The sequence below is a fragment of the Enterobacter sp. 01-M-03-SI-ECC genome (assembly GCF_047530215.1).
Taxonomy (GTDB): Bacteria; Pseudomonadota; Gammaproteobacteria; order Enterobacterales; family Enterobacteriaceae; genus Enterobacter; species Enterobacter chengduensis.
In genome coordinates this window covers 42,518-58,455 of sequence record NZ_JBLKDA010000003.1, presented here as the reverse complement: position 1 = coordinate 58,455, position 15,938 = coordinate 42,518, and the positions used below count along the sequence as shown (strand labels likewise).

At 59.7% G+C, this 15,938-nt stretch carries 14 protein-coding genes and 1 pseudogene; 14 read left to right on the top strand and 1 reads right to left on the bottom strand.

The features are described from left to right. The first annotated feature begins 13 nt into the window (after positions 1-13). Together ACMWKK_RS03885 and ACMWKK_RS03880 are read left to right on the top strand one after the other, a co-directional pair. Positions 14-895, top strand: coding sequence for a LysR family transcriptional regulator (locus tag ACMWKK_RS03885; protein ID WP_112780198.1), 882 nt, complete (start codon positions 14-16; stop codon positions 893-895). Between the two features lie 75 nt (positions 896-970). Beyond that, a complete protein-coding gene (locus ACMWKK_RS03880; protein WP_112780199.1) occupies positions 971-1,399 on the top strand; it encodes an OsmC family protein in 429 nt (142 codons plus the stop codon). Here ACMWKK_RS03880 and ACMWKK_RS03875 read toward each other — a convergent pair. Further along, the gene (locus ACMWKK_RS03875) at positions 1,396-2,328 is read right to left on the bottom strand and encodes a LysR family transcriptional regulator (protein ID WP_112780200.1); all 933 of its coding nucleotides are present in this window, start codon (positions 2,326-2,328) and stop codon (positions 1,396-1,398) included. The two genes, ACMWKK_RS03880 and ACMWKK_RS03875, sit on opposite strands and share 4 nt — an antisense overlap. A gap of 115 nt (positions 2,329-2,443) precedes the next feature. Between ACMWKK_RS03875 and ACMWKK_RS03870 the strand changes: the two genes are divergently transcribed. From ACMWKK_RS03870 to ACMWKK_RS03815, 12 genes and pseudogenes are all read left to right on the top strand, one after another. Further along, positions 2,444-3,193, top strand: a complete 750-nt coding sequence (locus ACMWKK_RS03870) for an SDR family NAD(P)-dependent oxidoreductase (protein WP_112780201.1) — start codon at positions 2,444-2,446, stop codon at positions 3,191-3,193. Positions 3,194-3,321: 128 nt separating this feature from the next. After that, positions 3,322-4,802 (top strand): annotated as a pseudogene (locus ACMWKK_RS03865) (alpha/beta hydrolase). A gap of 93 nt (positions 4,803-4,895) precedes the next feature. Beyond that, entirely contained in the window at positions 4,896-6,107 is a 1,212-nt protein-coding gene (locus ACMWKK_RS03860) for a diguanylate phosphodiesterase (RefSeq protein WP_161656408.1), read from the top strand. An 88-nt stretch (positions 6,108-6,195) separates the two neighbouring features. Continuing rightward, on the top strand, positions 6,196-7,086 hold the full coding sequence (locus ACMWKK_RS03855) for an aminoimidazole riboside kinase (protein ID WP_112780306.1): 891 nt from the start codon (positions 6,196-6,198) through the stop codon (positions 7,084-7,086). 173 nt (positions 7,087-7,259) lie between these two features. Continuing rightward, complete coding sequence (locus ACMWKK_RS03850; protein WP_112780203.1) at positions 7,260-8,777, top strand: carbohydrate porin; 1,518 nt, start codon at positions 7,260-7,262, stop codon at positions 8,775-8,777. A gap of 66 nt (positions 8,778-8,843) precedes the next feature. Next, positions 8,844-10,217, top strand: coding sequence for a sucrose-specific PTS transporter subunit IIBC (locus ACMWKK_RS03845; RefSeq protein ID WP_406542747.1), 1,374 nt, complete (start codon positions 8,844-8,846; stop codon positions 10,215-10,217). Next, complete coding sequence (locus ACMWKK_RS03840; protein WP_112780205.1) at positions 10,214-11,620, top strand: sucrose-6-phosphate hydrolase; 1,407 nt, start codon at positions 10,214-10,216, stop codon at positions 11,618-11,620. Before ACMWKK_RS03845 ends, ACMWKK_RS03840 begins: the two co-directional genes overlap by 4 nt. Positions 11,621-11,648: 28 nt before the next feature. Further along, positions 11,649-12,665 carry a LacI family DNA-binding transcriptional regulator gene (locus tag ACMWKK_RS03835; RefSeq protein ID WP_406542746.1) on the top strand — a complete coding sequence of 339 codons (1,017 nt, stop codon included), beginning with the start codon at positions 11,649-11,651 and terminating at the stop codon, positions 12,663-12,665. 89 nt (positions 12,666-12,754) lie between these two features. After that, entirely contained in the window at positions 12,755-14,305 is a 1,551-nt protein-coding gene (locus ACMWKK_RS03830; RefSeq protein ID WP_161656409.1) for a methyl-accepting chemotaxis protein, read from the top strand. A 188-nt stretch (positions 14,306-14,493) separates the two neighbouring features. Further along, positions 14,494-14,913 carry a hypothetical protein gene (locus tag ACMWKK_RS03825; RefSeq protein WP_112780208.1) on the top strand — a complete coding sequence of 140 codons (420 nt, stop codon included), beginning with the start codon at positions 14,494-14,496 and terminating at the stop codon, positions 14,911-14,913. Positions 14,914-14,918: 5 nt separating this feature from the next. After that, complete coding sequence (locus ACMWKK_RS03820; RefSeq protein ID WP_112780307.1) at positions 14,919-15,479, top strand: RNA polymerase sigma factor; 561 nt, start codon at positions 14,919-14,921, stop codon at positions 15,477-15,479. A gap of 87 nt (positions 15,480-15,566) precedes the next feature. Then, positions 15,567-15,938 carry a hypothetical protein gene (locus ACMWKK_RS03815; RefSeq protein WP_112780209.1) on the top strand — a complete coding sequence of 124 codons (372 nt, stop codon included), beginning with the start codon at positions 15,567-15,569 and terminating at the stop codon, positions 15,936-15,938.

Genomic DNA, 15,938 nt, shown 5'->3' with positions numbered 1-15,938 from the left:
AGATGGAGTTTTTATGGATCGCGTTATTGCCGCGCAGGTCTACAACCGGATATGCGAGCTGGGCAGTCTGAGCGCGGCGGCCCGCGCGCTGGGCATCTCACGACCGATGGTCAGCCGCTACCTGGAACAAATGGAGAAGTGGGCAGGCACGCGCCTCGTGAATCGCTCCACGCGCAAGCTGACGCTGACCGCGGCAGGGGAAAAGGTGCTGCTAAAAACGCGGACGCTCTCGCAGATCTCGCAGGAAATTGAAGGCCAGTCGGAGAAAGATCTGCCCTCCGGCACCCTGCGGGTAGCCTGCGCACACTTTACCGCCATGCACCTGATTGCGCCGATGCTGCCCGCTCTGCTCGCGCGCTACCCGCAGCTGCGCATTGAGCTGGACGTCAACAACCACCCGGTCAGCCTGGTGGGAGAGCGCATTGACGTCGCCGTGCGCATTACCGATAACCCGGAGCCGGGCATGATTGCTCGTCGCCTGGGAGTATGTCGCTCGGTACTTTGCGCCTCGCCGGACTACCTGGCACAGCACGGAACGCCCGTCAGCCCTGACGAATTAGCCCAGCACAACTGCCTGCACTACAGCTTTTTTGCCGGTCAGTCCTGGCATTTCCTGACGCCGGACGGCGAAAGCCTGAGCGTGGCCGTCAGCGGCAACCTGAGCGCCAGCATCTCGTCGCTGCTCATGGAGGCGGCGATTAAGCACTGCGGTATCGCCATGCTGCCGGAGCGTGAAGCGCGGGCCGCGCTGGAGCAGGGATTACTCGTGCCTGTGCTGGGCGCGCTGGAGCCGAAGCCGCTGGCAATTCACGGCATTTATCAGTCCCGGGAATACCAGCCTGCCGCGCTGCGCGTGTTCCTCGACGCGCTGGCGCATCATCTGCCCGGAGACTAAGACTCGTCTGTCTTCGCCGCAGAATCTGAACAGCCTTCTATACTTAAACCTTTGTAAGCCAAAAGGAGAGCAAGAATGACTATTCATAAGCACGGTTCGGCACACTGGTCTGGCGACATTAAGCGCGGGAAAGGAACGGTATCCACCGAGAGCGGCGTTCTCAATCAGCAGCCTTATGGTTTTAATACCCGCTTTGAGGGTGAAAAGGGGACCAACCCGGAAGAGTTGATTGGCGCGGCACACGCCGCCTGCTTCTCAATGGCGCTGTCCCTTATGCTCGGGGAAGCGGGCTACACCGCCGATTCGATTGATACGACGGCGGACGTCTCCCTGGACAAAATCGACGGCGGCTTTGCCATTACGAAGGTCGCTCTGAACAGCAAGGTGACCGTTCCCGGCATCGCCCCGCAGCAGTTCGACGGCATTATTCAGAAAGCCAAAGCGGGCTGTCCGGTGTCGCAGCTTCTGAAAGCTGAGATCACCCTGGACTATAAGCTTAACTAACTTCCTGCCGGGTTCGCGCCCGGCTTTCCCTTCAGCGCGGCGGGAAAGACTTCCGCCAGCCAGGCAATAAATACCTTCAGACGGTGCGTCAAATGCCGGTTCTGGGGGTAAACCACATGAAACGGATAGGCGGCAGGGCACCAGTCGCCCAGGATTGCCGTCAGCGTGCCCGCCTGCAAATACGGCTTTGCCGAATACTCAAACGTCTGCACGATCCCCAACCCTGCCACGGCTGCGGCCAGATGGGCATTACTTTCGTTGATGCCGAGATAATGCGGAATATTGATTTCCAGGACCTCGCCGTTCTGCCGGAAGCGAAACGGAAACGGCCGCCCGGTGACGGGAGAGAGATAGCTAATCAGCTTATGGCCGTTGCGCAGTTCCTGGGGATAGGCCGGGACGCCGTGGTTTTTCAGGTAACCCGGCGTCGCGCAGGTGACCATTTCAGCGTTACCGAGATGGCGAGCGATAAGGGAGGAGTCGTCCAGCGGGCCGCCGCGGATCACGCAGTCCACGTTACCGCTGATTAAGTCCACGGGCCGGTCGGCCACGCCAAGATCGATGCGGATATCCGGGTAGCGCTGCATAAAATTCGGCAGCAGGGGGATGAGCACGTCGCGGGCGGTAGAGCCGCCCACGTCGACGCGCAGTTGCCCCTTAGGCGTTGCGCGGGAGACGCGAAACGACGTGTCGATATCTTCGATATCAATCAGCACCCTGAGCGCTTTTTCATAGTATTCCATCCCTTCCGGCGTCGCGACCACCCGACGAGTCGTGCGGTGCAGGAGGCGGATCTCCAGATGCCTTTCGAGCGATTTCACCAGCTTGCTCAGCGTGGCGATGGGCATATTGAGCGAGTCCGCCGCGCGGGTAAAGCTGCCGGATTCCACCACTCGCGTAAAGGCGCGCATCGCCATCAGCTGGTCCATTATGCTCTCCCGATTATTTCCCTGCGTGAATAGTCATTTTCATTTTTGCCTGTTTTTCACTAATGCCGCAAGGGCTAAAGTTTGTTCAACGCAAACCCAACTGAAGGTAAATGACATGAACACGACTCTCTCAGGAAAAATTGCACTGGTCACCGGCGGCAGCACCGGTATTGGTCTTGCCACGGCGCAGGAGCTGGCGGCTCAGGGCGCGAAGGTTTACATCACCGGACGTCGCCAGGCCGAGCTGGACGCGGCGGTGGCTGCAATTGCTTCAACGGCAGTGGGCATTCGCGCTGACGTCTCTAAGCTTGCCGATCTGGATGAGGTCTATGCCCGCATAGCACAGGACGAAGGCCGTCTGGATATCCTTTTCGCCAATGCGGGTGGTGGCGATATGCTGCCGCTGGGCGCCATCACCGAAGAGCAGTTTGACCGGATTTTTGCTACCAACGTTCGCGGGGTGCTGTTCACGGTGCAGAAGGCGCTGCCGCTGCTGTCCGCCGGATCGTCGATTATTCTGACCGGCTCGACGGTGTCCATTAAGGGGACGGCAAACTTTAGCGTCTACAGCGCCAGCAAGGCCGCCGTGCGCAACTTTGCCCGCTCCTGGGCGCTGGATTTGCAGGGCCGCGGGATCCGCGTCAACGTGGTCAGCCCGGGCCCGATCAAAACCCCCGGTCTCGGCGACCTGGTGCCGGAAGAACACCGTCAGGGGCTGTACGACGCGCTGGCCGCGCAGGTCCCACTCGGACGTTTAGGCGCGCCGGGAGAAGTGGGGAAAGCGGTGGCGTTTCTGGCCTCCGACGCGGCCAGCTTTATTAACGCCACCGAGCTGTTTGTCGACGGCGGGATGGCGCAAATCTAACCCAGGCTGCGCCAGCAGCGAACGTGACCGCCCCCGCGAGAGGACGGTCACGATGCTATTCGCCGGGCGTCATCGTGTTCACATTTTTGATAAGATAGACGTACGGTGAATAGGAGAGGAAACGCGGCATGGCGAATTGGCCCTGGCGAGTCAGCGAGCGTCCGATCGCGCTTGCAAAGAAAACAGGGATGGTGGTGGGGATCGTCCTGTTCGTCCTGCTGGCGGTGCGGGTGTACCTCTCGCAGCAGGGGCCCGAGCTGCATCTGTGGCATACCTGGCGGGCGGACGAGATGTCCGTACGCGAGATGGATAATGCCGATTTTGCCGGGTATATCGCTCGGGAAGACGCCATTTTCGCCGATCTCGATCGCGCGGTGACGGCGAAAGCAGAGGGCGAGGAGCGCACGCCGTTAAACCGCTATTATCGCCAGAGCCTGGTGTGGCCCGGTCAGTTTACCCCCGACGCCAACCGCTCCTTTATTCTGATGCCTGCCGGGAAGCCGCGCGGCGCGGTAGTATTGCTGCACGGGCTGACGGATTCCCCCTAAGCGTCAGGCATCTTGCTCAGAATTATCAAGCCCACGGATTTATCGCCGTGGTTCCACGTCTTCCCGGGCACGGCACCGCGCCCGGCGCGCTAACGGACGTAGACTGGGAGATGTGGCTGGCGGCGACGCGCCTTGCCGTGCGGGAAGCCACGCGTCTGGCAGGTGAAAAGGTGCCCCTGCATCTGGTGGGCTACTCCAACGGCGGGGCGCTGGCGATGAAATATGCCCTCGACGCGCTCGACGCCCCTGCGCTGCGCAAGCCGCAGCAGGTGATACTGCTGTCTCCCATGATCGGCGTAACGGCCTTTGCGCGTTTTGCCGGTTTCGCCGGGCTACCGGCGCTGCTCCCGCCGTTTGCCAAAGCGGCGTGGCTGAATATTTCTCCTGAATATAATCCTTATAAATACAACTCGTTCCCGGTGAACGCCGCCCGCCAGTCGTGGCTGTTGACGAAGGCCCTGCAGGAGCAGATTGGCCGGGAAGCGCGGGAGAACAGGCTGGCCAGCTTGCCGCCTGTTCTGGCCTTCCAGTCGGTAATGGACTCCACCGTCAGCACCCGCGCGGTGGTAACCGGCCTGTTTGACCCGCTTCCGGCAAACGGCAGCGAGCTGGTGGTGTTTGACATCAACCAGGCGGCGAACTTCCGTCCGCTGTTTAAACCGTCCTCCTGGACGGCCACTACGTCACTGCTGCCAGTCGCACAGAGACGTTACAGTGTCACGATTGTCACCAATGCCAGCGAGCACAGTTTCTCTACGGTGGCGAAAATTACCCCGGCAGGCAGCACGCAGGAGACGATTTTACCGCTCGCGCAGTCCTGGCCGCAGGATGTCTATTCCCTGTCGCACGTTGCGGTGCCGTTCCCGCCGGATGACGATCTCTATGGCCGCGAGCCTGAGGTGAAAAACCGCTATGGCATTAGCCTGGGAACGATCGCGCTGTGGGGTGAAACGTCCGTATTGAGCGTCGGAAAAGAGGCGCTGATGCGCGTTAGCTCAAACCCGTTCTATGATTACATGCAGGAGAGGATCAACGGCCGGATCGCTGATGAGAAAAAGTAATCTTCATCAGTCGTGTGAATAAGTTAGGTCACAATGATTAAGTATGTTAAATAGTAGCTTTAAGGCACCTTTTACTCATCGGAACTCCTTTTTGTGCTGACCACGCTGATTTACCGAAGCCAGTTGAATTTATCCCAGCCGTCCACTGAACTGCGGGAGCTGGTGGAGCGCGCCCGGATCCGCAATGCCAATCTGAATATCACCGGGGTTCTGCTCGCAAAAGGCAGTGACGTGCTGCAAATTCTCGAAGGGTCGGAAGAGAGCGTGCTTGAGCTGTTCCATAAAATCCGCGATGACAGGCGACATAGCGGGGTGGTTGAACTGATGCGGGACTACGGCCCGCGCAGGCGTTTCGAAAACGTCGGCATGCTGCTGTTTGATTTGCAAACCCAGTCACCGAAAGAGGTTCTGCAGTCTGTTCTGAATTACAGCAAGCTTGAAAGCTATCTGACATCCGATGACCGGGTGTTCAAATTTATCCAGACGTTTATCACCGGCAAACGTCCGCTTTTGGCAGAAGGCCGTAACGATCCGACAAAGTGGACGCTCGACCCCGAAACCCTGCCTTTTGGCGCGCCGCTGGGTCTGATTGCCGGGCAAGCCTGTCAGTTTGCGCTCCAGCCGATTGTCGAGCCTTCGGAAGGGAAGATCAGCTCTCTTGAAGCCCTTATCCGCGGCAATGACGGCGGCAGCCCGGAGCAATTCTTTCGTGCTCTTGACCCGGACACCCTCTACCAGGTCGATCTCCAGACGAAAGCGTATGCCTTTGCGCTGGCCGAAAAGCTGGGCATTGGCAGCCATAAAATAGCGGTTAACCTGTTGCCGATGTCGCTGGTGAATGTTCCTGGCGCAGTGGAATTTCTGGTCGATCAAATTAAAAACCACGGGCTCCAGCCGGAGCAGGTGGTGCTTGAAATCACTGAAAACGAGATGATATCCGGCCTTAGCCAGTTCAACAGCGCCATTAAACAGCTTCGCGGTGAGGGAGTTGGCATGGCGATCGATGATTTTGGTTCCGGCTATGCCGGCCTCTCTCTGCTGACGCGCTTCCAGCCGGATAAAATTAAGATAGACCGGGAGATAATCAGCAATATCCACCTGAGTGGCCCTAAACAGGCGATTGTGCGCTCCATCATCAGCTGTTGCTCCGACCTTGAAATCACCCTGGTGGCTGAAGGTATTGAGAAAATAGAGGAGTGGTGCTGGCTTGAGTCTGCCGGAATTCGCCGCTTCCAGGGCTTTCTGTTTGCCCGCCCGCAGCTTAATGGCGTCGGCGATATCCACTGGCCGCATCTGGCGCGTTAACCCATTTTCCACCCGCGTTATTTCCCCTTCGGCTTACCTGTGCTTAAATAGCTAAAACGGTTTAACAATGTTTAGCTTTGAGGGTCACATGGAAAAAATCTGGGTACTAGGCGATGCGGTAGTGGATCTGCTGCCCGATGGAGAAGGAAGATTACTGAAATGTCCGGGCGGCGCACCGGCAAACGTCGCGGTCGGCATTGCCAGGCTGGGCGGCCAGAGCGCCTTTATCGGCAGGGTTGGCGACGATCCTTTCGGGCGCTTTATGGCCGCCACCTTAGCTGACGAGCGGGTTGACGTGAAGTCTTTGCGCCTTGACCCGGCGCACCGCACCTCAACGGTGGTGGTGGATCTCGACGACCAGGGTGAACGCTCGTTTACCTTTATGGTGCGCCCGAGCGCCGATCTGTTTCTGGAACCTGCCGATCTGCCGACGTTCAGCCAGGGTGAATGGCTGCACGTCTGCTCCATCGCCCTAAGCGCCGAGCCCAGCCGCTCTGCGGCCTTTCAGGCGATGGCCGCCATCAGGGAGGCGGGCGGTTACGTCAGCTTCGACCCGAATATTCGCCCGGATCTCTGGCCAGATGAGAACGCGCTTCGTCTCTGTCTCGAACAGGCGCTGCAAAGCGCTGACGTCGTCAAACTCTCGGTGGAAGAACTGGCGTTCTTAACCGGCGACGATCGGGTGAAGGCGGGTCTGGAGGCATTGATGCAACGCTGTCCGGCGCGCCTGGTGCTGGTCACCCAGGGTAAAGAGGGCGTTATTGCCTGGCATAACGGCGCCGTGACGCACTATCCGGCAACTCCCGTGCAGTGTGTCGATACCACCGGCGCGGGCGATGCCTTCGTGGCCGGTCTGCTCTACGGCCTGGCCGTCGGGCAGGACCTGACGTCGGTCATCGCCTTAGCCCAGCGCTGCGGGGCGTTAGCTACCACCGCCAAAGGGGCAATGACCGCCTTGCCCTGGCAGCACGAACTGTAATTCCCTCACCTACAGGCCGTCATTCGATGGCCTGAATTGTCGCCCCGATCACACTTACTAAAACGGTTTAGCAAAAAAGATTGCCGATCCAAAATTGGGCGGTTTAGTATCAGCAACCTAAACCGGTTTAGCAATTTAGCACATTTAATGACTTCTTTAAGGGATGCGACAAAATGTATAAAAAACGCAGACTTGCCGTGATGATAGGCATGCTGGCCGGAAGTACCTCTGTTTTTGCCCAAACGGATATGACGAGTATCGAAGCGCGTCTTGCCGCGATGGAGCAGCGCCTTCAGGCGGCGGAAACACGTGCCCAGGTGGCAGAGAAACGCGCCACCGAGGCAGAACAAAAAACGCAGCAGCTGGTTGCCGCGCAGCAGCAGGCGCAAACCACGACCCAGGAGGTGGCGCAGCGCACCACCGCGCTGGAGAAAAAGGCGGATCAAAGCGGCGGGTTTGAGTTTCACGGCTACGCCCGCTCTGGCCTGCTGATGAACGACGCGGCCTCCAGCAGCAAAAGCGGTCCTTACCTGACCCCGGCCGGGGAAACCGGCGGTGCGGTGGGGCGTCTGGGCAACGAAGCCGATACCTACGTTGAGCTTAACCTTGAGCACAAGCAGACGCTGGATAACGGGGCGACCACGCGCTTCAAGGCGATGCTGGCCGACGGTCAGCGAACCTATAACGACTGGTCAGCCGATACCAGCGATCTCAATATTCGCCAGGCCTTCGCGGAGCTGGGGAACCTGCCAGACTTTACCGGCGCGCTGAAGGGCAGCACCTTCTGGGCGGGGAAACGCTTCGACCGGGACAACTTTGACATCCACTGGCTGGATTCCGACGTGGTGTTCCTGGCCGGTACCGGCGGCGGCGTTTATGACGTGAAATGGAATGATTCGCTGCGCAGCAACTTCTCCATTTATGGTCGCAACTTCGGCAGCGTGGAGCAGACCGACAATAACGTTCAGAACTATATCCTCACCATGAACCACTTTACCGGACCGTTCCAGCTGATGGTGAGCGGCCTGCGGGCGAAGGATAATGACGACCGCAAAGACGCCAACGGCGATCTCATCAAAACGGATGCCGCCAATACCGGCGTTCATGCCCTGGTTGGGTTGCATAATGATAGCTTCTACGGCCTGCGCGAAGGGACCGCCAGGACGGCGCTGCTCTACGGTCACGGGCTGGGTGCAGAAGTGAAAAGCATCGGTTCCGACGGCGCGCTGCTGTCCGAAGCCGATACCTGGCGCTTTGCAAGTTACGGTGTCACGCCAATCGGCGGTGGCTGGAGCGTTGCCCCTGCCGTACTGGCGCAGAGCAGTAAGGATCGTTACGTCAAGGGCGACAGCTATGAGTGGGTGACGCTCAACACCCGCCTGATTAAAGAGGTGACCCAGAACTTTGCCCTGGCGTTTGAGGGAAGCTATCAGTACATGGATTTGAAGCCGGAGGGCTATAAGGACCGCAACGCCGTCAACGGCAGTTTCTACAAGCTGACCTTTGCGCCAACGTTAAAAGCGAGCAAAATCGGCGATTTCTTCAGCCGTCCGGAGCTGCGCCTGTTTGCCACCTGGATGGACTGGAGCAGCAAACTGGATCATTACGCCAGCGATGATGCCTTTGGCAGCAGCGGCTTCAGCGCCGGCGGGGAATGGAACTTTGGGGTCCAGATGGAAACCTGGTTTTAACCCATCACGCTCCCGCCCGGCGGGAGCGTTTCGCACATCATAAAAAGAAGTCAGGCAGAGGTGTCTATGGATTTTAATCAAATCGCCCGCGAGCTCATTCAGCTGCTCGGTGGCAAGGAAAATATCGCCAGCGCGGCGCACTGCGCAACGCGTCTTCGTCTGGTGCTGGTCGATGACGCGCTGGCCGACCAGCAGGCGATCGGCAAGGTCGACGGCGTGAAGGGCTGCTTCCGCAACGCCGGGCAGATGCAGGTGATTTTTGGCACGGGCGTGGTCAACAAGGTGTACGCCGCGTTTATTCAGGCGGCGGGGATTAGCGAATCCAGCAAGTCGGATGCCGCGGATCTGGCGGCGCGCAAGCTGAACCCGTTCCAGCGCATTGCCCGTCTGCTCTCCAACATTTTTGTGCCGATCATCCCCGCGATTGTGGCCTCCGGCCTGCTGATGGGCCTGCTTGGCATGGTGAAAACCTACGGCTGGGTCAATGCGGATAACGCCCTTTACATCATGCTGGACATGTGCAGCTCGGCGGCGTTTATCATTCTGCCTATTCTGATTGGCTTTACCGCCGCGCGGGAGTTTGGCGGTAACCCGTATCTCGGCGCGACGCTGGGCGGGATTCTGACGCACCCGGCGCTGACCAACGCCTGGGGCGTAGCCTCCGGTTTCCACACCATGAACTTCTTCGGCCTTGAGGTCGCGATGATTGGCTACCAGGGCACGGTGTTTCCGGTGCTGCTGGCCGTCTGGTTTATGAGCATCGTGGAGAAAAACCTGCGCCGCGCAATTCCGGATGCCTTAGACCTGATCCTGACGCCGTTCCTCACTGTGGTGATCTCCGGCTTTATCGCCCTGCTGATTATCGGCCCGGCGGGGCGCGCGCTGGGCGACGGGATCTCCTTTATCCTGAGCACCTTAATTGAACACGCGGGCTGGCTGGCCGGGCTGCTGTTCGGCGGACTGTATTCGGTGATTGTGATCACCGGTATTCACCACAGCTTCCACGCGATTGAGGCCGGGCTTCTGGGCAACCCGTCGATTGGCGTGAACTTCCTGCTGCCGATCTGGGCCATGGCGAACGTTGCGCAGGGCGGCGCGTGTCTGGCAGTGTGGTTCAAAACCAAAGACGCCAAAGTCAAAGCCATTACCTTGCCGTCGGCGTTTTCTGCGATGCTGGGCATCACCGAGGCGGCCATTTTTGGTATCAACCTGCGCTTCGTGAAGCCGTTCATCGCCGCGCTGATCGGCGGCGCGGCGGGCGGGGCGTGGGTGGTCTCCGTGCATGTCTACATGACCGCCGTCGGGCTGACCGCCATTCCGGGCATGGCTATCGTGCAGGCCAGCTCGCTGCTCAACTATATTATCGGCATGGTGATTGCTTTCGGCGTGGCGTTTACCGTCTCGCTGCTGCTGAAATATAAAACGGACTCTGAATCATGACGTTACCTTCCCGCTGGCCTGCGATCCTGCAGGCCGTTATGCAAGGTCAGCCGCGCGCGCTGGCGGACAGCCACTATCCGCAGTGGCACGCCGCGCCGGTAACCGGGCTGATGAACGACCCGAACGGATTTATCTGGTTTGCCGGTCGGTACCATCTTTTTTATCAGTGGAACCCGCTGGACTGCGCGCATCGTTTTAAGTGCTGGGGGCACTGGAGCTCTGCGGACCTGCTGCACTGGCGGCACGAGCCGCTGGCGCTGATGCCGGACGAAGAGTATGACCGCAACGGCTGCTACTCCGGTAGCGCCGTGGACAACCAGGGCGTGCTGACGCTGTGCTACACCGGCAACGTCAAGTTCGATGACGGCAGCCGTACGGCCTGGCAGTGCCTGGCCGTGGAACAGCCGGACGGAAGCTTTAAGAAGCTGGGTCCGGTGCTGGCGCTGCCGGAAGGCTACACCGGCCACGTGCGTGACCCGAAGGTGTGGCAGCACGACGGGCAGTGGTACATGGTGCTGGGGGCGCAGGACGTGCAGAAGCGCGGCAAGGTGCTGCTGTTTAAATCCGCCGATTTGCACGCCTGGACATCCTGCGGGGAGATCGCTGGCCACGGCGTCAACGGCCTGACGGAAGCGGGGTACATGTGGGAGTGCCCGGACCTGTTTGCCCTCGACGACACGCACGTGATGATCTGCTGTCCGCAGGGGCTGGCGCGCGAGCCGCATCGCTATCTCAACACCTATCCGGCGACCTGGATGAGCGGGGCGTTTGACTATGCCAGCGCCACATTCGATCACGGCGCGCTGCACGAGCTGGACGCGGGCTTAGAGTTCTATGCCCCGCAAACGACGCTGGCGGAAGACGGCCGCCGGATTCTGATCGGCTGGATGGGCGTCCCGGACGGGGAAGAGATGCTTCAGCCAACCCGTGCGCACGGCTGGATGCACCAGATGACCTGCCCGCGCGAACTGCGCTATCGCGACGGCAGGCTCTGGCAGACCCCGGCGCGCGAGCTGGCGGCGCTGCGTGAAGAGGAACAGCGCTGGCAGGGGCGCGCCAGCAATGCGCCTCTTCTGGACGCGGCGCGCCTGGAGTTTGAGCTTAGCGCATCGCAGGTGAGCGTCGATTTTGCGGGCGCGCTGCGCCTCACGGTCGATGAGCAGGGCGTGCGCCTGGAACGCGCGAGCCTGAACACCGGTGAAACGCTGACCCGCTACTGGCAGGGCGACGTCAGCCATTTGCGCGTGCTCTGCGACCGCTCCAGCGTCGAAATTTTCATTAACCACGGCGAAGGGGTGATGAGCAGCCGCTATTTTCCCGACCATCCGGCCCGGGTGCGATTCGAAGGTGCGTCCGATATCACATTACGCTACTGGTCGCTGCGCGCCTGCATGATAGAATGAGGGTTTTGGCAGCCGGATCTAAGTCGTTGTGAGAAAAACAAAACGCGTCACCATTAAAGACATCGCGGAGCTGGCGGGGGTATCAAAAGCCACCGCCAGCCTGGTCCTGAACGGGCGCAGCAAAGAGCTTCGCGTGGCGGAAGAGACGCGCGAGCGCGTGCTGGCGATCGCCAAAGAGCACCACTACCAGCCCAGCATTCACGCCCGGTCGCTGCGCGACAACCGCAGCCACACCGTTGGTCTGGTGGTGCCGGAGATCACCAACTACGGCTTTGCCGTCTTTTCTCACGAGCTGGAAACGCTGTGCCGCGAGGCGGGCGTCCAATTGCTGATCTCCTGCAGCGATGAAAACCCGGGGCAGGAGACGGTAGTGGTGAACAACATGGTGGCGCGTCAGGTCGACGGGCTGATTGTCGCCTCCAGCATGCTCAATGATGCGGACTACCTGAAGCTCAGCGAGCAGCTGCCCGTTGTCCTGTTTGACCGCCATATGAACGACAGCACGCTGCCGCTGGTGATCACCGACTCCATTACGCCAACGACGGAACTGGTGGCGGACATTGCGCGCCAGCATCCGGATGAATTCTATTTTCTGGGCGGGCAGCCGCGCCTTTCGCCGACGCGCGACCGTCTGGACGGGTTTAAGCAAGGTTTGCGCGAGGCTGGCGTGGAGCTGCGCCCGGAGTGGATCATTCACGGCAACTATCACCCAAGTTCCGGGTACGAGATGTTCGCAGAACTTTGCGCCCGCCTGGGGCGTCCACCGAAAGCGCTGTTCACCGCCGCCTGCGGGCTGCTGGAAGGGGTGCTGCGCTATATGGGCCAGCATAACCTGCTGCAAAGCGATATCAGGTTAGTCAGCTTTGACGATCACTATCTCTACGATTCGCTGACGATCCCGGTGGACACCATTCGCCAGGATAACCGCCAGCTGGCGTGGCACTGCTTTGATTTGATTAGCAAACTGATCGAGGGTGAGACCCCGGAACCGCTGCAGCGGAAGCTGGATGCTACCCTGCAGCGACGCTATAAGTCAGCGAAATAGCCCGACTTGATACTTCAATAACTTTAATTAATTTAAGTTTTGGAATGGCCGATAACCATAAGGAATAATTCTCCTTGAGGTATTGGTTTATGTCGTTGAAAAAGTCGTCCCTGATTGTCCTGTTCTCGCTGCTTTTCTTCTTTGTCGTCAGCACCGTCACCAGCGTTGGCCTCATCATTAAAAGTAATAATTCGCTGGATAACGTCAACAAAGAGATCCAGGTTGTGCTGTCCATTATCGACCCCATCAACCACAGCCGTACGCTGCGCGTGCGGGTGATGGAGTATGTGAAGATGGTGGAAGCGGGCAACGCGGCGGACGGAGCCGCAAAGCTTTCTGCCGTGAAAGAGGCGCTGATCAAAGCGGACCATGCCTTTGCGGCCTTTATGGCGTCGCCGCGTCTGTCGGATGAAGCGCCGCTGGTGAGCGCCTATCAGGATGCCTGGCAGAACTACCGCAACCAGGGGCTGGCGCCGCTGATCGATGCCGCCGAGGCGCACGACGTCGCCAAATTTAACGCGCTGATCCCGGAAGTCTCCCGCCTTGACCGCCAGTACGAGATCGTGCTCGACCAGGTCCTTTCCATCCACCAGAAATACGCCAAAAGCCTGAACGAAGATGCGCGCAGTAACTTCGTCTCTGGCCTGGTGATGATTGCCGTTATCGCCTGCCTGTTTGTGCTGGTGATTGCTGCCGTCAGCATCTTTATGAAGCGCTTCGTCTTTGCGCCGGTCAACCTGGCGCGCGAGCACTGCAGTCAGATTGCGGCAGGCAAGCTGGACGTTCCGGTGCCGGTGAAGGGAAGTGTACATAACGAAATCGACCAACTGATGGGCTCGATGGAGCAGATGCGTCAGGCGCTGCTGGCGACCATCGCCCAGGTGCGCGATGCGAGCCACACCGTGACGCACGCGGCCCAGGAGATTGCCTCCGGCAATATCGACCTGGCGTCACGCACCGAGCAGCAGGCGTCCGCGTTAACCCAGACGGCGGCGAGTATGGAAGAGCTGAGCGCGACGGTGGCGAACAATACCGATAACGTTTACCAGGCCGGGAAACTGGTGCAGGACGCGGTGAAAAATGCCCATACCGGCGAAGCGGTAACCCGCGAAGTTATTGATACGATGAATACCATCGCGGCAAACTCGAAGCGCATCGAAGACATTACCAGCGTGATTAACAGCATCGCCTTCCAGACCAATATTCTGGCGCTGAACGCGGCGGTTGAAGCGGCGCGCGCCGGCACGCAGGGCCGCGGCTTTGCGGTAGTGGCCAGCGAAGTGCGCACCCTGGCGCAGAAAAGCGCGGTGGCGGCCAAGGACATCGAAAGCCTGATCGCGCAGTCGGTCTCCAGCGTGAAAAACGGTGCGGACCTGGTGAGCCGCTCGGGTGAGGTGATTGACTCGATCATTTCGTCGGTGAACAAAGTGAATACGCTGATGGAGCAGATTTCCGTCGCCTCTGAAGAGCAGAGCCGCGGGATAAGCCAGGTCGGCCAGGCGGTGACCGAGATGGACGGCGTGACCCAGCAGAACGCCGCGCTGGTGCAGCAGTCCGCCGCGGCGGCGGCGTCGCTGGAAGAGCAGGCGCAGCAGCTTTCGCGGAGTATTTCGAGCTTTAGGTTGCCGGTGCAGGCGTAAGCGTTTGACATGCCGGGTGGCGCTAAAGCTTACCCGGCCTACGAAACATGCAGGCCCGTGCAAGCGTTAGCGCCGCCGGGCAATAGCCGCCCAGAACAATTATTTCATTCGCCCCAGCAATATTTCCCTTCCTCATCCGTCTACCTCATCACAAGCCATAATCAGTTACGGTAAACGAGGTAAACATCATGAGAGATTTTGAACTGCACGGCAGAGGTCACGGACGCGGATTCGGTCGCCACCGTATGGGCAAGGGCTTAGTCATCGGCGCGGTCATTTTCATCGTATTCGGCCTGCTGGTGATGTCCCTCTGGAACGCCTTGCTTCCGGCGATCCTCGGCGTGAAGGCCATCGGATTCTGGCAGGCGCTGGGCATTCTGGTGCTGAGCCGCATTCTGTTTGGCGGGCTGGGCTTCCGCCCGGGGATGTTTGGCGCGCACCGCCGGATGCACGAGCGCTGGATGAACATGACGCCCGAACAGCGCGAGGCGTTTATTCAGCAGCGCCGTGAAGGGTTTGGCCGCCACGGGCGCGGGCACTGCGGCTGGCACGGACATCGTGATGATAAACGCGATGACGCCACGCCAAAAGCGCCGGACGCAGAGTGAGCGAGATGAAAGCCGGGGAGGCGGGCGGATCCATGCTGATGTCGGCGCTCAACGCCTGCCGTGCCCGGCTGAAGGCCTTCATTCGCGGGCGGACGTCCGTTCGCGATGATGCCGACGACATTTTGCAGGAAGTGACGTATCAGCTGATGAAGGTGGAGCAGCCGGTCGAAAACGTCGCCGCCTGGCTGTTCCGCGCGGCGCGTAACGAGATGACCGACCGGGCGCGTAAAAAGCGCGAGGTGTCGCTCTCCGGCTATTTTACGGGCGAAGACGAGGAGGGTTTCCCGGAGGACGAGCTGGCCGACACCCTGTTCGGCGTCCCGCACACGCCGGAGGAGGAGTACCTCAAGACGCTGCTGTGGGAAGAGCTGGGGCAGGCGCTGTCTGAACTGCCGCCGCCGCAGCGGGAGGCATTTGAAAAAACGGAGCTTCACGGTTACAGCATAAAAATGCTGGCAGAGGAGACCGGCGCCAGCGAACAGGCGCTGTTATCCCGCAAGCACAAGGCGGTGCTGTTTCTGCGCACGCGGCTGCGGGACGTTTATGACGCCCTGACGGGCGAATAGCGGCGACAGACAAAACCTTACACTTCCGGCACTTGTAGATTCATCACTATCGTTTATGATCGGGGCGTCTTGTTACTCTGGAATGTTATGCGCAACCGTCAGCTCCTCGGAAAATGGCTTTTGATCGTCACCTGTCTCGCGATGGCGCTTTGCCTCGTGCAGCGCGCGGTGATGCTCAACCACTTTTTACAGGGTCTGGAGACGCAGATTTCCCTGAGTGCAGATGCCCCGGCTCAAACCAGCAACACTGAAGAACCCGGGCCATCGCCCTGTCAGTTAGGCGCGCACTCGCTGCTCTGCGCCCAGCCGCTGTTCTTCGACGGCGCGCTGCCGGCCATTATTATCTTCTTCGCGCTGCTGCAGCTGTTTACGCAAGGGCGGGCCCTGGCACCCGTGGAACAGCCCGTTCAGGCACCGCCTCCCCGAATACACCTCAAAAACTGCGTCTTCCGTGAATGA